The sequence below is a fragment of the Streptomyces durmitorensis genome (genome assembly GCF_023498005.1).
GTDB classification, from domain to species: Bacteria; Actinomycetota; Actinomycetes; order Streptomycetales; family Streptomycetaceae; genus Streptomyces; species Streptomyces durmitorensis.
Genome location: NZ_CP097289.1, coordinates 879,238 through 898,898 on the forward strand (window position 1 = coordinate 879,238; position 19,661 = coordinate 898,898).

Genomic DNA, 19,661 nt, shown 5'->3' on the forward strand with positions numbered 1-19,661 from the left:
ATCGGGTTGAGCCATGGGTCAGGTAGACGTATCGCGGCCGTAGACCCGCCACTCAGCACGAGGAGGCATGCCTCATGACCGGTGCCCGAACCACCACCGCGGCAGGCAAGACCCGGTTCGACGACATCTACAACCAGCCTGACCCCCGCGCCTACTTCCGTACGCTGGCCCCTTTGCAGTACGAGATACCGCACCAGGCTCAGGACGTCTTCCGGCGCACGCTCGCCCAGCGGTCCGCGGTGCGCGGCACCCACCTCCCGGTCACGGTCCTGGACCTCTGCTGCTCGTACGGGATCAACGCGGCGCTGCTCAACCACGACCTCACCCTGGAGGACCTGTACGCGCACTACACCAGCGACGAGACCGCCGCGCTCAGCCGGGGTGAGCTCATCGAGTCCGACAAGGAGTTCTACGCCTCGCGGCGGCGTGCGGACGCGGTACCTGTCATCGGCCTGGATACGGCCGAGAACGCGACGCGCTACGCCCTGGAGGTGGGCCTGCTCGACGAGGCCTATGCCGAGAACCTGGAGCGTCACCCGCCCAGCGACGAGCTGCGCCGCGCGGTGGGGCGCGTCGGCCTGATCACGGTCACCGGAGGCATCGGTTACATCACCCACCACACCTTCGGCGCGCTCCTCGACGCGACGCGCCTGCCGGTGTGGGTGAGCGCGTTCGTCCTGCGCACGGTGCCCTTCACGGAGATCCTGACCGTCCTGGACTCCCATGGCCTCGCCACCGAGACCGATCCCGAACGGAGCTATCCGCAGCGGCTGTTCAGCGATCTCAACGAGCAGAGCAGCGCGGTGGACCAGGTGCTCAAGGCCGGTGACGATCCCACGGGCCTGGAGGCGGAGGGCCGCTACTACACCCGCCTCTACCAGTCACGGCCACGCCCGGCGTAACCGCCGACGGACGTGCTGCGGGGCGTGGTCCGACCACGCCCCGCACCCTTTGCCCCAGCCCGGCCCAGATCAGCCAAGCCCAGCCCGGCCCAGATCAGCCCAGCTCGGCTCAGCCCGGCTCTGCTCAGCTGGTGAAGAACTCGCTGACCTGCTCGGCGAACTGCTGCGGGCTCGCCTCGTGCACCGAGTGCCCGACCGGGATCGTGATCAGCCGGGAGTCGGGGATCTCCGATGCCATGTCGGGGATACGCCCCTGCGGCATGCTGCTGTCCGGGCCACCCGCCACGATCAGCGTGGGTGCGACGATCTCGCCGAGCCGCTCGGCCCACTCCGGGTCCGGGTCAAAGATCTGGGCGCGGACCGCGGGGGACACGGGCCAGTCGAAGTCGAGGGCCCCCTCGGGGCGCGGGGCCTCGACCATGTCGCGCGGGTAGGGCGGCGGGGTCTCCTCCAGGACGAGGCGCTCGACGCGGTCCGGGTGCTCCTGGGCGAGGAGGTACGCCACGACCCCGCCCATGGAGTGGCCCACGACACCGACGCGGTCGAGGCCGAGCTCGTCCAGGAAACCGAGCACGTCGTCCCGCATCAGCTCGACCGAGTACTCGTCCGGCCAGTCGCTCTCCCCGTGTCCGCGCAGATCGATGGCGTACACGCGCCACTCCTGGCCGAGCACCTGCCCGACCTGCTCCCAGGTCGCCGAGGAACCGCCGAGCCCGTGCAGCAGCACGACGGGCGCTCCGTACGAGTCGCCCCAGGTCCGATAGGCCAGGCGTACGTCGCCCACATCCACCACTGCGTGATCGTTCATACCCCTGACGCTACAGCGCGTTGCGCGACCCATTGAGCAGTGGCCTGGACCCATGCTAGAAAGCGCTTACTCCTCACGCCCTCCGCGCGCTCCTCCCGCACCCTCCCCCCTCCTCACCATCGGAGACCCCATGCACTCTCCCTGGTCCCGCCGCGCCTTCCTGCTCACCACCGGCGGCTCCGCACTCGCCCTGACGACCTCGGGGCTGCTGCCCTCGGACGAGGCGGAAGCAGCGGTGGCCGCGGACGCGTACGAAGCACTGCGCACCAAGTGGCGCACCTTGATACTCGGCGAGGGCTTCTCCCCCACGGCCGAGCCCTTCAAGAGCCGCCTGGCCGAACTCGGCACCACGGCAAGGGAGTTGCGCGACACCATGGCCCCCGCCACGGGTTCCCTGTGGCCGGACGCCTCGTACGCCGACCCCGATCCGGACACCGACCAGGAGTCGTACGGCTACTCGGCGAACGTAGTAACCGGTTACAGCCGACTCAGCACCATGGCGCAGGCCTACCGGCAGGAGGGCACGGGCCTGACCGGCGACGCCGGCCTCAAGGCCGACATCCTCACCGGCCTCGACCACCTCTACACGCAGGTCTACAACGAGAACCAGGCCCGGTTCGGCAACTGGTACAGCTGGCAGATAGGCGCCCCGCAGAACCTCCTCGACGTCTGCGTCCTGATGTACGACCAGCTGTCGGCGACCCAAGTGGCCAACTACTGCAAGGCCGTGGACCACTTCGTGCCCGACTCGGCGGTGGGCAGCTACACCGGGACGAGCACCGGCGCGAACCGCGTCGACCTGTGCCGCGTGCTCGCGCTGCGCGGGGTCGTCGGCGCGAGCTCCGCGAAGATCGCGCTGGCCAGGGACGCCCTGTCCCCCGTCTTCCCGTACGTGACGACCGGCGACGGCCTCTACACCGACGGCTCGTTCATCCAGCACACCACCGTTCCCTACACGGGGTCGTACGGATCGGTGATGCTCGGCGGCCTCGGCATGCTCTTCTCCCTCCTGCGCGGGTCGAGTTGGGAGGTCACGGACACCAAGAAGCAGATCATCTTCGACGCCGTGGAGAAGGCGTGGGCTCCGTTCATCTACAACGGCCTCGTCATGGACGGCGTGGCGGGCCGTGCCATCAGCCGTGGCCTGGCCACGTCCGACGCCAAGAAGATCCAGGCCGACGACCACCGGCGCGGCCACCCCATCATGTCCGCCGTCGTGCTCCTCGGTCAGGGCGCCAGCGCGGCCGAGAACGCGCGGTGGCGCGGCCTGGTCAAGGGCTGGATGCGGCGCGACTACTACAGCCCGCCGCTGAGCGACGCCTCGCTCGGCCTGACAAGTCTGGCCCGTCTCCAGGGGGTTGAGAACGACACGTCGGTGGCCGCGATCGCCGAGCCCACCGGCCACCGGCTCTTCCCGAACATGGCCCGCGCGACGCACCGGCGCCCCGGCTGGGCCGCTTCGATCAGCATGGCCGATCCCCGCATCACGTACTACGAGACGGGCAACGGCGAGAATCTGCGCGGCTGGCACGCCGGCTCCGGAATGCTCTACTGGTGGGGCGACACCTACGCCAACGGGCAGTACAGCGACGCCTTCTGGCCCACGGTCGACCCGTACCGGCTGCCCGGCATCACGGCGTCGCGCAAGGCACTCGCGGACGCGGCGGGCGGCGACTGGGGCGCGTCGATGCCGGACGTGAAGTGGGTGGGCGGGGCGAGCGACGGCCAACGGGCCGCCATCGGGCAGTACTTGAAGGGGCTTCAGAGCACCCTGCGCGCGAAGAAGTCGTGGTTCTGCCTGGACGACGCGATCGTCTGTCTGGGCGCGGGCATCGTCTGCACGGACGGCGCGGCGGTCGAGACGACCGTCGAGAACCGCAACCTCGGCCCGACGGGCACCACCTCGTTCCAGGTGGACGGCGCGGCCAAGCCGACCGGCACCCCTTGGTCCGCGACCCTCACCGGCGCCAAGTGGGCGCACATCGGGGGCCACGGCGGCTATGTCTTCCCCGGCGGCGCGACGGTGAAGGCGCTGCGCGAGGAGCGCAGCGGCAAGTGGAGCGACATCAACAAGGGCGGCGCGACGACGGCGATCGCCCGCAAGTACCTCACGATGTACGTCGACCACGGCACAGCACCGACGAACGGGACGTACGCCTACGCCCTGATGCCGGGGGCGAGCGCGGCGCAGACAGCGGCCCGGTCGGCGGACACCGGATGGCTCCAGATCCTCGCCAACTCCGACAACCAGCAAGGTGTTTCGGTCCCCTCGCTCGGCTTCACCGGGGTCAACTTCTGGTTCGGCGGCACGGTGGGCAAGCTCACCGCGAGTGCGCCCTGTTCCGTGCAGATCAGCGAGAAGAGCGACGGCACGGCTGTCATCTGCGTCAGCGACCCGATGCGCGCCCAGACCTCCCTGACCCTCACCTGGAACCGCGCCGTGTCCGCGGTGACGGCCAAGCCCGCCACGGTCACGTCGGCGGTCACCGGCGCTTCCCTGAAGCTGACGTTCGGGGATCTCAGCGGCACGAAGGGCGCCACCCAGCGGATCAGCGTCACGCTCGGCTGAGGTCTGGCCGTCGCGGCGCGCCGCCTTGCGCCGCGGCGGTCCGCTTTGCGTTGCGGCGGCCCTGCCTGACCCCTTAGCACCGATGCTTTCCGGTCGACCGTCGATTCCGGTAGAAAATCAAATCAACTGTTCCCGCAGGTCAGGCAGTTGTTCTGACTTGCACCATCGCTTCCGGTCCACATGTTGGACACTCTCCGCGCGACTTTACGCGTCCCCCTCGCCCGCCCTGAGCTGCCCGAACGGTCACGCGGCGACCGCTCAGCGGACACATGCATCCGGAAATCGACCATGCGTTTGGAACTCACTCTCCGCACCGGCAAGACTCCCGTCTGCAACCAGCAACACACCCGCATCAAAGGAGAGTTGACGTGCGTTTCTTCCTCAAGACGGTGGGCGCCACCGCTGTCGTGGCCGCCTGCGTGATGTCCGGAACCTCTGGCACGGCGCAGGCCCAGCCCAAGGCCGCCGCCGCCGGCCTCTACGCGCCCTCGTCGCTGGTCCTCGCCGTCGGCCAGGGTGAAGAGGCGGACACCGCGATCATGGAACGCGCCGTGACCCTGAACTGTCTGCCCAAGGCCTCCGGAACCCACCCCACGCCGTCCGCCGCGTGCGCCGAACTGCGGGCGGTCGACGGTCAGTTCGCGCAGCTGGTCGGCACGTCGCCCGGCATGGCCTGCACGAAGGAGTGGAAGCCCGTCGTGGTCGCGGTCGACGGCGTGTGGCAGGGCAGACGAGTCGCGTGGTCCCAGACGTTCGGCAACAGCTGCGAGATGCGGGCGGGCCTCGCGGGAGGCGCGGCCCTCGCGTTCTGAGCTCCCCCTGCCGTGCGGTCTCCCTTCGCGCGGCCGACGGAAATCGGGTGGACGTGGCCTCTCTCGTGACGGTGGGATGAGGCCTCGACATCCACCACTGCGCCTTGGACGACGCCCCAGTGTCGTCCAAGGCGCAGTTCGTGCGCGGGGAGTTGCCCATGAGTGATCCGTTCATCGACACGGACGTCGTCCGCCGTCTGCTCGCAGCGCAGTTCCCGCGGTGGGCGGAGCTGCCGCTCGCGCCGGTCGCGCTGTCCGGCATGGACAACGCGACGTACCGGCTCGGCGACGACATGTCCGTGCGGCTGCCGCGCCACCGCAGGTGGGTCGGGCAGGTGGAGGCCGAGCAGCGGTGGCTGCCGTGGCTCGCCCCGCAGCTGCCGCTCGCCGTCTCCGAGCCGCTGGGCAGGGGCGAGCCCGGCGAGGGCTACCCCTTCCCCTGGTCCGTCTACCGGTGGCTGGAGGGCGACACCGCGACCACCGGCTCCCTCACGGATCCGCTCCGGGCGGCGGCCGACCTCGCCGGGTTCGTCACCGCCCTGCGGAGCATCGACCCCACGGGCGGTCCGGGCCCCCGGCTCAGCAACGCCTTCCGCGGGGAACGCGTGGGCACCGAGTGCGACTCCTTGTTCGCCGACTCCCTCGTACGCTCCAAGATCGAGAAGCTGAAGGTGGCGGGGCTCGTCGACAGCGACGCGGTGACCGCCGTGTGGGACGAGGCCCTCGCGGCACCCGCCTGGGACGGCCCGCCCTCATGGGTCCACGGCGACCTGGCGACCGGCAATCTACTGTCCGTCGACGGCCGCCTGAGCGCCGTCATCGACTTCGGGACGCTGGCCGTGGGCGACCCCGCGGTCGATCTGCTGCCCGCGTGGCTGTTCCTGCCGGACGAGGCCCGGGGTGCCTTCCGCGCGGCGGTCGACGTCGACGACGCGACGTGGGCGCGGGGCCGCGGGCTCGCCCTCGCGGGCTCGCTGCCCGTCCCGGACGACCCGTTCTTCGACGATCCGGCGCGGGTGACGGCGGCGCTGCGGCACCTCGACGCGATCATCACCGATCATTAGCCGAGAACGCCCGGCGAGAAATTTCGGCGGATCTTTCGCCTCCCCCTGTCGATCCGGCCGATTGCCGTTCGTATGGACAGTGAGAGGGCGGCACAGGGCCGGCCCCAGGGACGATCCGCCAAGGAGCGACGACCATGAACCAGTACCTGCTCAGCATCTACCAGCCCGACGGCGGCGTGCCGGATCCCGAGTTCCTCGAGCCCGTCATGCGCGACGTCGAAGCGGTGAACGCCGAGCTCAGGGAGGCCGGCGCCTGGGTGTTCGCCGGGGGCCTCTTCCCGCCGAGCACGGCGACCGTGGTGCGCCTCAAGGACAGCGAGGTGCTCACGACCGACGGCCCGTACATCGAGGGCAAGGAGCATCTCGGCGGCTTCACCGTCATCCGGGCGGCCGATCTGGACGAGGCGCTCGCATGGGGCCGCAAGCTGGCCCGCGCCATCACCCTGCCCATCGAGGTCAGGCCGCTGCAGCACGGATCCTGCTAGTGGCAGCGGGTCCCCCGGAGGGCACGGTCACGGCGGGAATGATCGAGCGGGTCTTCCGTGCGGAGTACGGGCGCGCGGTGGCCGTCCTGGTCCGCGTCTTCGGCGACATCGACATCGCCGAGGAAGCGGTCCAGGAGGCGTTCACCACGGCGGTGCAGCGGTGGCCCTCCACCGGTCTGCCGCCGAGCCCCGCGGGCTGGATCATCACCACCGCCCGCAACCGCGCGATCGACCGCCTCCGCAGGGAGGCGTCCCGCGAGGACCGGCATGCGCAGGCCGCGCTGCTGCACGCCCAGGAGCCACCGGCCGTGGAGGGACCCGTGCGCGACGACCGGCTGCGTCTGATCTTCACCTGCTGCCACCCGGCGCTCGCCCCCGCGGCGCGGGTGGCCCTCACCCTGCGTCTCCTGGGCGGACTGACCACCACGGAGATCGCCCGCGCCTTCCTGGTGCCGGAGCCGACGATGGCCCAGCGGATCGTGCGGGCCAAGGGGAAGATCCGCGACGCGCACATCCCGTACCGGATCCCCGGCGACGCCGATCTGCCGGAACGGCTTCGCGCGGTCCTCGCCGTCGTCTATCTCGTCTTCAACGAGGGGCACACGGCCAGCGCGGGGGACGCGCTCGTCCGCGACGACCTCTGCGCGGAGGCCATCCGCCTGGGACGGCTCCTGACCGAGCTGATGCCCGACGAGCCCGAGGCCCTGGGCCTGCTCGCGCTCATGCTGCTCTCCGAGTCGCGGCGGGCTGCCAGGACCACCACGGACGGCGGGCTCGTCCTCCTCGCCGACCAGGACCGCGGCCGGTGGGACCGCGCGCTGATCGACGAGGGCCAGGCGCTCGTCCGCCGCTGCCTGCGCCGCGGCAGCCCCGGGCCGTACCAGATCCAGGCCGCGATCAACGCCGTGCACAGCGACGCGCCGACCGCGTCCGCCACGGACTGGGGCCAGATCCTCCAGCTGTACGACCAGCTCCTTGCCGTGGCCCCGAGCCCGGTCGCGGCCCTCAACCGCGCGGTGGCGGTGGCCGAGGTCAAGGGGCCCGCCGCAGCGTTGCCCCTGGTCGACGAGCTGGCTCTCGACAGCTACCACGTGTTCCACGCCATCCGCGCGGACCTGCTGCGACGCCTCGGCCGCACCGATGAGGCGGCACGCGCGTACGACGCCGCACTGGCCCGCACCGAGAACGCCGCCGAGCGGGCCTTCCTGCTCGGCCGCCGTCAGGAGGAGAGATGAGGGAGTCGTCCTTGACCGCGCTCCACGCCCAGGAGATCCACACCGCCCGCCTCGTCCTCGTACCTCTGAAGGTCGAGCACGCGGACGAGATGGCCGATGTGCTCGCCGACCCCGCCCTGCACACCTTCATCGGCGGATCCCCGGACGATCCACAGGCCCTGCGCGCCCGCTACCTGCGGATGACCGCGGGCTCCCCCGACCCGGCGGTCTCCTGGTGCAACTGGGTGCTGCGGCTGCGCGACGAGGACTGCCTGGCCGGGACGGTGCAGGCCACGGTCGGCCCCACCGCCGACGGCAGCGACCGCGGCGGCGCGCTGGTCGCGGAGATCGCCTGGGTCGTGGGAACCCCCTGGCAGGGGCGGGGCATCGCGGCCGAGGCTGCCCGCGGCCTCGTCGGCTGGCTCGCGGGGCAGCGGGCCGTGCGCTGCGTCGTCGCCCATGTCCACCCGGACCACCTGGCTTCGGCCGCCGTCGCCACCGCCGCGGGTCTCTCCCCCACGGACGAGTGGCAGGACGGCGAGGTCAAGTGGCAGCGGACGATGGAGCGTTGAGCGAAGCCGGCCGACGATGTCCCGCTCAGCGTCGGCCGCGGAACGTACGACGCAGGTCGCCCACCCAGCCCTCGGGGATCTCCCACGGGATGAAGTGACCGCCGCTCTCGTGCGCGGCGAGGTTGACGTGGTGGTACCAGTCGGCACGGTCACCGGCGAGCCAGCTCTGGATCCGCTGCTCGGTGGTGGTGACTCCGGGCGGGTTCTCGTGGCCGACGAACGTGAGTCCGGTGGGGGCCTCGATGGCAGGCCGGCGGTCGTGGGAGGGCGTCCAGGGGTAGCGGTTGGCGTTCGCGTAGTAGCGCACCGACGTTCCGATGGCGTTGTTCACCCAGAAGATCATGGCGTGCGTGAGCAGATCGTCCTTGGAGAAGACGCTCTCCACATCGCCCCGGTTGTCGCTCCACTTGTCCCAGCGCTCCAGGATCCAGGCGAGCAGCCCGACCGGTGAGTCGCTGAGCCCGTAGGACAGGGTGCTGGGGCCGAGGACGTGCACGGCCAGATGAGCGGCGAACCGCCTTTCCAGGGACAGGAGTTGACGGTGCGCGGGCTCGGGAAGACCCTCCGGGATCGGCTGTCCGCCGCTGAGGTCCCAGCCCCGGTCGCCGTTGAACATGGTGAGCTTCTGGCCGGAGCCGATGTGGATGCCGTACAGCTCGTCGGCGTACTTGTGGCCGAGCTGACCGGTGACGAGGGCGCCGATGTCACATCCCGCGGCGGCGTACTTCTCGTGGCCGAGCGTGTCGGTCATCAAGGTGTGCCAGAGGTCGGCGACCTTCCAGAAGTTCATGTCGGGGTGGTCCGGCAGCGGCGTGGAGAAACCGAAGCCGGGCAGGGAGGGGACGATGACGTCGAAGGCGTCCGCCGGGTCGCCGCCGAACGCGGCGGGGTCGGCGAGCGGATCGACGACCTTGGACCAGTGCCAGAAGGTCCAGGGCCAGCCGTGCGTGAGGACGAGCGGAGTGGGGGCGGGGCCGACGCCGGGCCTGCGCATGAAATGCACCGGCACGCCGTCGACGCTCACCCGGTAGTGCTCATAGGAGTTGACGGCCGCTTCGGCCTTGCGCCAGTCGTAGTGATGGAGCCAGTACTCCGCCAACTCCTGGAGGTAGCCGCGGCGGACGCCGTAGTACCCGTCGTCGTTGCCCACGTCGTCGGGCCACCGCGTCAGCCGCAGCCGCGCCCGGAGGTCGTCGAGCACCGCGTCGGGGACGTGGATGGGCTCGGGAGTCAACGGGAAGCGCGCTGCGGCTGACATCAGGAATCGGGTTCCTTCCGAGGGCGGGGTCAGTACGGGCGGTCGCCCGCGATCGCGACACGTTCGGCCACGCGACGGTGCGGGGCGTAGTCGTCGACCGCGTAGTGCTGGGTGGAGCGGTTGTCCCAGAAGGCGACGTCACCGGCCTGCCAGTGGAACCGCACCTGGTACTCGGGGACCTGCGCCTGTCGCACCAGATAGCTCAGCAGCCGGTCGCTCTCCGCGCGCTCCATGCCCACGATGTGCGTGGTGAAGGAGGTGTTCACGAAGAGCATCCGCCGCCCGGTCTCCGGGTGCCTGCGCACCACGGGGTGCGTGACCGGCGGGAACTGCTCCTGGAGCGGGATCAGCTTCTCGGGCCCGTAGAAGCGGACGAAGCCGGGGATGAAGTCGTGCACGGCCTGGGCCCCTTCGATGCGCGCCTTCACCTCGTCGGGCAGGTTGTCGTACGCGGCCGCCATGTCCGCCCACATGGTGTCGCCGCCCACCGGCGGGACCTCACGCAGCTGGAGGACGGCGCCGAGCGCGGGACGCTCGCGGAAGGTGACGTCGGCGTGCCAGACGTTCTCGTACGTGGGGGTGGCGCTGCCGCCCTTGTCGAACCGGACGACGTCGTCGGCCGAGCCGCGCGCGAGCAGCGGATTGGTCTCCAGGTCGCCCCAGTTGAGGGCGAAGGCGCGCTGCTGCTCGGAGGTGATCCCCGCCCCCCGGAAGAAGAGCACCTTCCACTCCAGGAGAGCGCGGTTCAGCTCCTCGCGCAGCGCGGGGGTGAGCGGCTTCGCGAGGTCGACGCCGCGGATCTCGGCGCCGATGAGGCGGCCCTGGGGGACGACGTCGATCAGGTCGTAGGGGCGCTCCTCCCAGCCTTCGGGTACGCGGCGCAGGGTGCGGCGGCCTTCGTACATGCCGTCGGCGGGGACGCGGGCGTCACGCAGCGTGGGCGGGACGGCAGGAGCAGCGGAGGAGACGGCAGGGGAAACCACAGCCATGGTGATCCTTCAGTGGTGAGTGAACGGGTGGCGGTACGGAGACGGATCCCCGGACAGCTAGCGACCCGATCGCTCGCACCCGCGCCGCCACGGAACCCCGAAGGTCCTCACGGCGGCGGTCAGGTGCTGGATCATGCACGCCATTGTGTATGGCTATGCCTTGCGGAGCAAACCCCCGTACTCGTAGATCCCCTTGCTCTGCTCGGTGGCGCCCAGGTAGGGGGCCAGATCGTCGTGGACCGGGGCGAGCGGGGGCTGGTCGGCGTCCGGGCGCCAGTCGACGAGGTTCACCAGGCCGGGCTCGACCGGCTCCAGGCCGTCGAGAAGCGCGTCGAGCTCGGCGGGGGTGCGGGTCTGCCAGGGGACGCCGCCGCCGGAGATGTGCGCGCTCATCGCGGCGCCGCGGTGCGGGTCGTCGGCGACGACCTGCGAGAGGCCCAGGTAGCTGCCGGGGGCCGCGCGGTCCATGATCGTGCGCAGCACGCGGCGGGGGTTGTCGGCGTCGGTGAGGTGGTGCACCACCGACAGGAAGAGCACCGCGACCGGCTCGTCGAAGTCGATGAGGCGCGTCACGTCCGGGTTGCCGAGGACGGCGTCCTGGTCGCGCATGTCGCCGTGGATGACCGTGGTGGTGGAGTCGTCGGCGAGCAGCGCCCTGCCGTGCGCGAGGACGATCGGGTCGATGTCCACGTAGACGACGCGGGTGTCGGGTGCGAAGCGCTTGGCGACCTGGTGGACGTTGTCGTCGGTGGGCAGGCCGCAGCCCATGTCGATGAACTGGCGGATCCCGGCCCGGGTCAGATGGCGCACGACGCGGAAGAGGAACTCGCGATTCTGCCGGGCGATGTCGACGCACTCGGGGAAGTCGGGCAGCGTCTGCAGCAGGAAGTCGCGGTCGACCGCGTAGTTGTCCTTGCCGCCGAGCATCCAGCCGTAGGCGCGCGCCGACGTCGGCACGTCGAAGGGTATGGATGTGATCTCGGTCTGCTCGTCTGCGGCCACAGCGCGTTCTCCACCTCTCCCGGAGGGAACATGGGTTTCTGCTCCGTCGCGGCGACACTATCCCGTGGCCCACGGCCGAGTGAACCGGGTACCGATCATCAACGGGCATACCCACAGCGGTGGTTGAGGACATGGACCGGGACGCAGGGCATGACATCGGACACCCGCGCGCCCGCGAGGCGGCCGGATGCCGCATGATCGGACGTGCGCGCATCACGTACCACCGGATACGTACCACCAGAGAGGACCTCCCCATGGAAGACCGCTTCGACGTCGTCGTGCTCGGAGCAGGACCCGGCGGCTATGTGGCCGCCATCCGCGCCGCCCAGCTGGGCAAGCGGGTAGCGGTCGTCGAGGAGAAGTACTGGGGAGGTGTCTGCCTCAACGTCGGCTGCATCCCGACCAAGGCGCTGCTGCGCAACGCCGAGCTGGCCCATCTGTTCACGCACGAGCAGAAGACGTACGGCATCAAGGTCGACGGGAACGTGTCCTTCGACTACGGCGAGGCGTTCAACCGCAGCCGCACCGTCGCGGACGGCCGCGTCAAGGGCGTCCACTTCCTGATGAAGAAGAACAAGATCACGGAGTTCGACGGGCGGGGCACGTTCCTCGACGCGAACACGCTCCAGGTCGCCAAGTCGGACGGCACCACGGACACGATCACGTTTGAGAACTGCATCATCGCCACGGGCGCGACGCCGAAGCTGCTGCCCGGCACGCGGCGCTCCGAGCGCGTCGTGACGTACGAGGAGCAGATCCTCGCCGACAGCGTGCCGGAGTCGATCGTCATCGCGGGCGCCGGCGCCATCGGCATCGAGTTCGCCTATGTCCTGCACAACTACGGCGTGAAGGTCACGATCGTCGAGTTCCTCGACCGCATCGCGCCCCTGGAGGACGCGGACGTCTCGACGGAGCTGGCCAAGCAGTACCGCAAGCTCGGCATCGACGTGAAGACCTCCACCCGCGTCGAGTCGATCGACGAGTCGGGCCCCAAGGTCAAGGTCACGGTGACGGGCAAGGACGGCAAGCAGGAGGTCCTGGAGGCGGACAAGGTCCTGCAGGCCATCGGCTTCGCGCCGAACGTCACGGGCTTCGGCCTGGAGGCGACCGGCGTGGCGGTGACCGAGCGCGGCGCCATCGACATCGACGGGCACGGCCGGACGAACGTGCCGCACATCTACGCCATCGGTGACGTCACCGCGAAGCTGATGCTCGCGCACACCGCCGAGTCCATGGGTGTCGTGGCCGCCGAGACGATCGCGGGCGCCGAGACGATGGAACTCGACTACCCGATGATCCCGCGGGCCACCTACTCCCAGCCGCAGATCGCCAGCTTCGGCTGGACGGAGGCGCAGGCGAAGGAGAAGGGCTTCGACGTCAAGGTCGCCAAGTTCCCGTTCATGGCGAACGGCAAGGCGCACGGCCTCGGCGACACCGTCGGCTTCGTCAAGATCATCAGCGACGCGCGGTACGGCGAGATCATCGGCGCCCACCTGATCGGCCCGGACGTCACGGAGCTGCTTCCCGAGCTGACCCTGGCCCAGCAGTGGGACCTGACGGTGCACGAGGTCGCGCGCAACGTCCACGCGCACCCCACGCTCGGCGAGGCGGTCAAGGAAGCGGTGCACGGCCTGGCCGGACACATGATCAACTTCTGACGGCAGCCGGGCACGTACGGGCGGGGCCCCTGGAGCGGGCCTCCCCGGGCCCTCCGGGCGCGCCCCCTTGGGCCTCCTGGGCGCGCCCCCTCGGGCCTCCCGGGCGCGCCCCGCCGTTGCGCCGAACGGCTCAAGTGGCGGGGCCGCCCGGTCCGGAAGATCCTTGGTCAGAACGCATCGCTACGCCTCGGGGGCGAGGGAGAGGCAGCAGCATGTTCTCTGGCCTGGGCCGATTCGTGGTCCGTCGCCCGTGGTGGATCATCCTGGCGTGGGTCGTGGCGGCCGGCGCCGTGATCTCCCTGGCGCCGAAACTCACCTCAAGCAGCGACGAGGCAAGCTTCCTGCCGGACCATTACGAGTCCATCCGCGCGGCGGACGTGCAGGAAGCGGAGTTCCCCAAACAGCAGAACGTCGGCGCGATCATCGTCTTCCAGCGCTCCGACGGCGGAAAGCTGACGGCCGCCGACTCCGCGGACGTCGCCCGCATCTCCAAGGATCTCCAGGCCAAGAAGATCCCCGAGGTGCAGGCGGTCGTGCCAGGCGCGGTCTCGCCGAACAAGCTGGTGCAGACGTCGGTCGTCGCGATGCCGAAGATCACCAACCCCGAGGACACCGCACAGCAGGACGCGGTCGAAGACCTGCGGTCCGATCTCAAGCCCGAGCTGAAGGGCACGGACCTGTCCGCCGGGATCACCGGCTCCGCCGCGCAGGCGCTCGACGAGAGCGACGCGTCGGAGCGGGCGGGACTGCTCGTCGGGGTCGGCACGATCGTGATCATCATCGTGCTGCTCCTGGTGATCTTCCGGAGCCCGATCATCGCGCTGCTGCCCGTCGTCCTGATCGGCCTCATCTCGCCGATGGCGACCGGTCTGATCGCCTCCGCGAACAAGGCCTTCGACATGAAGGCCGACTCCTCCATCCAGGAACTCCTCACCGTCGTCCTGTTCGGCGTCGGCACGGACTACATCCTGTTCCTGCTCTTCCGCTACCGAGAGGCGTTGCGGGCGGGCGAGGATCCCAAGGGCGGCATGGTGCATGCCGTCGAGCGGGTCGGCGAGGCGATCACCTCGGCGGCGGGCGCCGTCATCGTCGCGTTCGCCGCGCTCACGCTCTCCTCGCTCGGGATGCTGCGGTCGATGGGCCCGGCCCTGGCGATCGCGGTCTTCGTGACGCTGCTCGCCGGGCTCACGCTGGTCCCCGCCGTCGTCTCGCTGCTCGGCACGAAGGTGTTCTGGCCCTCCAAGTCGTGGCAGCGGGAGCCGCAGGGCACCGGATTCGCGCGGCTCGGCAAGGCCATCGCCCGCAAGCCCGCCGTCTGGGCCCTGGTGTCGGCGCTGTTCATGGGCGCGCTCACGCTCGGCGCCCTCGGATACCGGGCCAACTTCGACCTGGCGGGATCCTCGCTGCCCAAGGACAAGGAGTCCATGGTCGCCCTGAAGGATCTCCAGAAGGGCTTCCCCGCGGGCACCACCGACCCGACCTTCGTCTACCTCACGTCGACGGACGACGGACCGCTCCCCGCGGCGCGCACCGCCGCCTTCCGGGGACAGCTGGACGACATCCAGGGCGTGGGCGAGGTCTCCGCTCCCCGTCTGAGCACGGACCGCTCCACGGCGTCGTTCTCCGTGGTGCTCTCGGACCCGCCCGCGTCCGACAAGGCCCTGGAGACCGTCAAGGACCGCCTGCGCCCGACCGCCCACGAGGACGCCCCGCCCGGCACCGAGGCACTCGTCGGCGGGACGACGGCGGTGTACGTCGACATCAACAAGGCGGTGGACCGCGACTACTCGGTGGTCTTCCCGGTGGCGGCGCTGGCCATCATGGTCATCCTCGGCCTGCTGCTGCGGAGCCTGGTGGCGCCCTGGTACCTGATGCTGTCCGTCGCCCTCGGCTTCGGCGCGACCCTGGGCGCGACCTCGCTGCTGTTCCAACAGATCGGCAGCCAGCCGGGGTTGATGTTCATGCTGCCGGTGATCATGTATCTGTTCGTGGTCGCACTCGGCACGGACTACAACATCCTGATGGTGTCGCGCCTGCGCGAGGAGGCCCGCGAGGGCCGTACCCCGCACGACGCGGCCGGCACGGCGGTGCGCCACTCGGGCCCGACGATCGGCTCGGCGGGCGTGATCCTTGCGGGCACGTTCGCGACACTGATGCTCGCGGGCAACTCGACGCTCTCCCAGATGGGCTTCTCCCTCTCCTTCGGCATCCTCATCGCCGCCTTCGTCATGGCGATGATCTTCACGCCCGCGCTGACGGCCCTCATCGGGCACGCGGCGTGGTGGCCGGGCCACGGGGACCAGAAGCGCAACGGCGGCGGCACGCGCCACGGCGAGGGCGAAAGGCCGGACGTGGACGGCGAGTCGGATGCGGACGGAGTGCGCCCCTAATCCCCTAGTCGCTTAGTCGCCTGGCCGCCTAGTCGCCCTTGCCGTACGCCGCGGAGAGCGCCTGCGCGTCCGCGTACGAGGGCATGCCGTCCGGCACGGCGAGGCCCTCGGCGATCGAGCGCGCCGCCTCGACGGCTCCGTGCAGGGCGGCACGGAAGAGCAGCGAGCCGCTGCTCACGCGGCGCACGCCGAGCTCCGCCAGACGCCGGTAGGTGAGGGCGCCGGACGCGAAGAGGATGTTCAGCGGGGGGCCGGCCATCCCCGCGACAAGACCTGCGATGACCTTCTCGTCCTGGAGCCCGGGGACGAACAGGCCGTCGGCGCCCGCCTGCCGGTAGGCGTCGGCCCGGCGCTCGGTCTCCCCTTGTCCCCCGGCGTGCAGCCAGTAGGTGTCCGTGCGCGCGTTGACGAAGAGATCCGGCGCCGTCTCCTTGACGGCGCGGATCAGCTCGCACTGCGAGGCCGTGTCGGCCAGCGTCCCGTCCGGGCGCCCGTCCTCGATGTTCACGCCCACGACACCCGCCCCGACCAGTTCCGCGGCGAGGGCCGCGACCTCCTGGGGCCGCTCGCCGAAGCCGCCCTCGATGTCCACGGTGATCAGCGCGGGCAGCCGGGCCAGGCCGCGGGCCAGGTGCAGGGTCTCCTCCCGTGTGCCGCCCATGGCGTCCGCCTTGCCCGCGGCCGCCGCCACGCCGAGGCTGGTCGTGCCGATCGCCGGGAAGCCGCCGTGGGCGAGCGCGGCGGCGGAGGCGTGGTCCCAGGCGTTGGGCAGCAGCAGGGGTGCGCCGGTGCGGTGCAGGGCGCGGAACTGGTCGGCTCGCTGTGCGTACGTCATGCGCGGACCGTAGCTGCGCGTCGATTCGGCGACCACCGAAACGTCCTGGTGGGCGAGGGGTGGGGCGGCGGCCGGGCAGGCCTTCCGACAGGGCGGGAAAATTGTTCCGGCGTAATGTCGAGAACGGGTCGTCCGCTCCGACGTCCCCTGTGAGAGTTGCCCACAAGGGGTGACCACCGCACAGCGGAGGAGCGACATCATGAAGTATCTGGTGATGGTTCAGGGAACGCAGGCGGACTACGAGGCGCAGAGCGGCAAGGGGAACGCGACCAGCCCGGCCTGGAGCGAGAAGGACCTGCAGGCGATGTTCGCCTTCATGGGCGCACTCAACGACGATCTGGCCGAGTCCGGCGAGATCGTCGACGGTCAGGGCCTGGCCGAGCCCGCGCAGACCCGTCTGGTCGACGTGGACAAGGACGGCCGCCCGGTCATCACGGACGGTCCCTACGGCGAGACGAAGGAAGTGCTCGCCGGGTACTGGGTCCTGGACTGCGCGAGCCTCGACCGGGTCACGGAGATCGCGAATCGCATCCAGCAGTGCCCGATCCCCGAGGGCGCGCCCAACTACCCCGTCGTGATCCGCCCCATCATGGGTGGCCCCGACGACGCATCCTGAACAGCGAAGCCTTGGTCGAGGACCTGCTGCGCCTGCACGCGCCGCAGGTCCTCGGCGCGCTCGTGCGCCGGTACGGGCACTTCGGCGAGGCCGAGGACGCAGTGCAGGAGGCGCTGCTCGCCGCGGCCCGGCAGTGGCCCGAGCAGGGCGTTCCCGAGAACCCTCGCGGCTGGCTGATCAGGGTCGCTTCGCGGCGCCTGACGGATCAGCTGCGCAGTGACGAGGCCCGGCGCAGACGTGAGGAGGAGGCCGCCCAGCTGTCGCCCCGGGACACCTTCACGGCACCCGCGCCGGGCGAGAGCCGCGCGCCCTCCGACGACGACACCCTGACGCTGCTCTTCCTGTGCTGCCATCCGGGGCTGAGTGCGGCCGCTCAGGTCGCGCTGACGCTGCGCGCGGTCGGCGGTCTGACCACGGCCGAGATCGCCCGCGCCCATCTCGTGCCCGAGGCGACGATGGCGCAGCGGATCAGCAGGGCGAAGGCCAAGGTCAAGGGGGTGCCCTTTCGGCAGCCGGGCCCCGAGGACCGTGATCAGCGGCTCGCGGCCGTCCTTCAGGTGCTCTACCTCATCTTCAACGAGGGCTACACGGCGACATCGGGCAGTGCTCTGCACCGCTCCGATCTGGCGCGCGAGGCGATCCGGCTGACCCGGGCCGTGCGCACCCTGCTGCCCGAGGAGGGCGCGGTGACCGGCCTTCTCGCGCTCATGCTGCTCACCGAGGCCCGCAGCGCAGCTCGCACCGGCCCCCACGGGGAGCTCATCCCGCTCGACGAACAGGACCGCTCGCGCTGGGACCGGCGCGCGATCGACGAGGGCTGCGCCCTGGTCGAGAAGGCCCTGTCCCAAGGCTCCGCGGGCGCCTACCAGTTGCAGGCGGCGATCGCCGCGCTGCACGACGAGGCGGCGCGCGCCGACGACACCGACTGGCCGCAGATCCTGGCCCTGTACGACATCCTCGTACGCCGCACGCGCGACCCGATGGCCGAACTCAGCCGGGCCGTGGCCTTCGCGATGGTGCACGGGCCGCGGGCCGGGCTCGCCGAAGTCGCGTCTCTGGAGGGCCGGTTGGCGGGCCATCACCGGCTCGATGCCGTGCGCGCCCATCTCCTGGAGCGGGCGGGCGACACCGAAGCGGCCCAGGCGGCCTACCAGTTGGCGGCCAAGCGTACGCTGAGCATCCCCGAGACCCGCTACCTGCAGATGCGTGCGGCTCGCCTGTCGTCGACCTGAGCACGGAGAGCATGATGATCAGCGTCCCGGGCGGTCAGGTGACGCTGTCGGACCGGCGGACACGGCGCAGTTGGCCGGTGGAGGTCGCGGCCCACGAACTCGCGGCGTTCCCCGTCACCCAGGAGCTGTACGCGCAGGTCACCGGCGAGCGGCCGAGCACCGCGCACGGCGACCGGTTGCCCGTCGAGGGCGTTTCCTGGCTGGACGCGGTCCGGTTCTGCAACGCCCTGTCCCTGCGTGAGGGGCTGGCGCCCGCCTATCGTCTCCCCGCCGATGGTGAGGGTGCCGAGTGGGACGTGTCCGCCGACGGTTACCGGCTGCCGACCGAGGCCGAGTGGGAGCACGCGTGCCGGGCCGGCACGGCCGGTGCGCGGTACGGGCCGCTCGACGAGATCGCCTGGCACGGCGGCAACGGCTCCGGACGGATCCACGACGTGGGCGGCAAGCAGGCCAACGCGTGGGGCCTGTACGACATGCTGGGCAATGTGTGGGAGTGGTGCTGGGACCTCTACGACCCCGAGGTGTACGGCACCTATCGGGTGCTCCGTGGCGGTGGCTGGTTCGACGAGCACTGGAGCTGCCGGGCCTCGGTGCGGCGCCGCAGCCACCCGACGTTCCGGATCGACGACGTGGGGTTCCGCGTCGCGCGCTCCCCCGCCGACCGCGAGCCGAGGTGGCGGTAAGTACACCTCCCGACACCGACCGGCACGTAACGCAGCTCACAGGAACAAGGGTCCGACCTGGGAACACAGGCTATTGGTTCACCGTTGAACAGTACGTAGGTCCCGATCGCGATTCCCCCGTCCGGTCGGGGCCTACCTCTCTTTCCGACCGGACATGTCCATCCCGTTCCGTTTCACGCCTTCGAGCGCGAATATGCCAACCGCACCGCGCGGCGCACCCCCCGGACGGCATCATGCGTTCATGGACGGTGCCAAGCCTGTGCAGGTCTTGTTCACACCCGACGAGTACGAAGCGGTCCAGCGCAACGCGGACCAGCTCGGGCTCCCGGTCGATGAGTTCATACGCCGGGCCGCGACCGTCGACGCCACGGAACTCCCCTGCCCCACCACCGGCGCCCGGCGCGGCTCCGGCGCTCCGGCGGCCGTGCCGCCCGTCCGCCGGAGCCTGGGCCCTGGTGGCGCACCCGCGCTCCAGCGCTTCCTGGACACGCTCGCGGCCGCGGTGGAGCCCGCCCCTGACGAGGAGCGGGTCCCACCGCAGCCGACGGTCCGCAGCTGCTCGGGGCAGTGAC

At 70.7% G+C, this 19,661-nt stretch carries 18 protein-coding genes; 13 read left to right on the top strand and 5 right to left on the bottom strand.

The window, feature by feature from the left end; all coding sequences use genetic code 11:
• Window positions 1-74: 74 nt before the first annotated feature.
• Window positions 75-902, top strand: a complete 828-nt coding sequence (locus M4V62_RS03800) for a hypothetical protein (protein ID WP_249585770.1) — start codon at window positions 75-77, stop codon at window positions 900-902.
• A 124-nt stretch (window positions 903-1,026) separates the two neighbouring features.
• Here M4V62_RS03800 and M4V62_RS03805 read toward each other — a convergent pair whose 3' ends face one another.
• A complete protein-coding gene (locus M4V62_RS03805; protein ID WP_249585771.1) occupies window positions 1,027-1,710 on the bottom strand; it encodes an alpha/beta fold hydrolase in 684 nt (227 codons plus the stop codon).
• Window positions 1,711-1,840: 130 nt separating this feature from the next.
• On the opposite strand from M4V62_RS03805, the gene M4V62_RS03810 reads away from it, so the two are divergent.
• The 6 genes from M4V62_RS03810 to M4V62_RS03835 all read left to right on the top strand — a co-directional run bounded on the left by M4V62_RS03810 (window position 1,841) and on the right by M4V62_RS03835 (window position 8,426).
• On the top strand, window positions 1,841-4,279 hold the full coding sequence (locus tag M4V62_RS03810; protein ID WP_249585772.1) for a polysaccharide lyase 8 family protein: 2,439 nt from the start codon (window positions 1,841-1,843) through the stop codon (window positions 4,277-4,279).
• Window positions 4,280-4,701: 422 nt separating this feature from the next.
• Window positions 4,702-5,091 (top strand): subtilase-type protease inhibitor, encoded by a 390-nt coding sequence (locus M4V62_RS03815; protein ID WP_425574978.1) that lies wholly within the window; start codon window positions 4,702-4,704, stop codon window positions 5,089-5,091.
• Between the two features lie 158 nt (window positions 5,092-5,249).
• Window positions 5,250-6,155 (top strand): aminoglycoside phosphotransferase family protein, encoded by a 906-nt coding sequence (locus tag M4V62_RS03820; RefSeq protein WP_249585774.1) that lies wholly within the window; start codon window positions 5,250-5,252, stop codon window positions 6,153-6,155.
• 134 nt (window positions 6,156-6,289) lie between these two features.
• Complete coding sequence (locus tag M4V62_RS03825) at window positions 6,290-6,640, top strand: YciI family protein (protein WP_249585775.1); 351 nt, start codon at window positions 6,290-6,292, stop codon at window positions 6,638-6,640.
• Between the two features lie 38 nt (window positions 6,641-6,678).
• On the top strand, window positions 6,679-7,875 hold the full coding sequence (locus tag M4V62_RS03830; protein ID WP_249592687.1) for an RNA polymerase sigma factor: 1,197 nt from the start codon (window positions 6,679-6,681) through the stop codon (window positions 7,873-7,875).
• Window positions 7,872-8,426 carry a GNAT family N-acetyltransferase gene (locus tag M4V62_RS03835; RefSeq protein WP_249585776.1) on the top strand — a complete coding sequence of 185 codons (555 nt, stop codon included), beginning with the start codon at window positions 7,872-7,874 and terminating at the stop codon, window positions 8,424-8,426. The genes M4V62_RS03830 and M4V62_RS03835 overlap by 4 nt, the downstream gene beginning before the upstream one ends.
• Before the next feature lie 25 nt (window positions 8,427-8,451).
• Here the strand turns inward: M4V62_RS03835 and M4V62_RS03840 are convergent, their stop codons facing one another.
• From M4V62_RS03840 to M4V62_RS03850, 3 genes are all read right to left on the bottom strand, one after another.
• Entirely contained in the window at window positions 8,452-9,684 is a 1,233-nt protein-coding gene (locus tag M4V62_RS03840) for an epoxide hydrolase family protein (protein WP_249585777.1), read from the bottom strand.
• Window positions 9,685-9,713: 29 nt separating this feature from the next.
• Complete coding sequence (locus tag M4V62_RS03845) at window positions 9,714-10,589, bottom strand: TauD/TfdA dioxygenase family protein (RefSeq protein WP_425574977.1); 876 nt, start codon at window positions 10,587-10,589, stop codon at window positions 9,714-9,716.
• 237 nt (window positions 10,590-10,826) lie between these two features.
• The gene (locus M4V62_RS03850) at window positions 10,827-11,675 is read right to left on the bottom strand and encodes an SAM-dependent methyltransferase (protein WP_249585779.1); all 849 of its coding nucleotides are present in this window, start codon (window positions 11,673-11,675) and stop codon (window positions 10,827-10,829) included.
• Between the two features lie 254 nt (window positions 11,676-11,929).
• Here M4V62_RS03850 and lpdA point away from each other — a divergent pair, with 254 nt between their 5' ends.
• Both lpdA and M4V62_RS03860 read left to right on the top strand, forming a co-directional pair.
• Window positions 11,930-13,333 (top strand): dihydrolipoyl dehydrogenase, encoded by a 1,404-nt coding sequence (lpdA, locus tag M4V62_RS03855; protein WP_249585780.1) that lies wholly within the window; start codon window positions 11,930-11,932, stop codon window positions 13,331-13,333.
• Between the two features lie 212 nt (window positions 13,334-13,545).
• Window positions 13,546-15,723: an MMPL family transporter gene (locus M4V62_RS03860; protein WP_249585781.1), complete on the top strand. Its 2,178-nt coding sequence runs from the start codon at window positions 13,546-13,548 to the stop codon at window positions 15,721-15,723.
• A 28-nt stretch (window positions 15,724-15,751) separates the two neighbouring features.
• On the opposite strand, the gene M4V62_RS03865 is transcribed toward M4V62_RS03860, so the two are convergent.
• Window positions 15,752-16,558 (bottom strand): isocitrate lyase/PEP mutase family protein, encoded by an 807-nt coding sequence (locus M4V62_RS03865; RefSeq protein ID WP_249585782.1) that lies wholly within the window; start codon window positions 16,556-16,558, stop codon window positions 15,752-15,754.
• Window positions 16,559-16,757: 199 nt separating this feature from the next.
• On the opposite strand from M4V62_RS03865, the gene M4V62_RS03870 reads away from it, so the two are divergent.
• The 4 genes from M4V62_RS03870 (at window position 16,758) to M4V62_RS03885 (ending at window position 19,660) form a co-directional block, all read left to right on the top strand.
• Window positions 16,758-17,174, top strand: a complete 417-nt coding sequence (locus M4V62_RS03870) for a YciI family protein (protein ID WP_249585783.1) — start codon at window positions 16,758-16,760, stop codon at window positions 17,172-17,174.
• Between the two features lie 11 nt (window positions 17,175-17,185).
• On the top strand, window positions 17,186-18,406 hold the full coding sequence (locus M4V62_RS03875; protein WP_249585784.1) for an RNA polymerase sigma factor: 1,221 nt from the start codon (window positions 17,186-17,188) through the stop codon (window positions 18,404-18,406).
• Between the two features lie 14 nt (window positions 18,407-18,420).
• Window positions 18,421-19,089, top strand: coding sequence for a formylglycine-generating enzyme family protein (locus M4V62_RS03880; protein ID WP_249585785.1), 669 nt, complete (start codon window positions 18,421-18,423; stop codon window positions 19,087-19,089).
• A 241-nt stretch (window positions 19,090-19,330) separates the two neighbouring features.
• Window positions 19,331-19,660, top strand: coding sequence for a plasmid mobilization protein (locus M4V62_RS03885; RefSeq protein WP_249585786.1), 330 nt, complete (start codon window positions 19,331-19,333; stop codon window positions 19,658-19,660).
• The last annotated feature ends 1 nt before the right edge of the window (window position 19,661 follow it).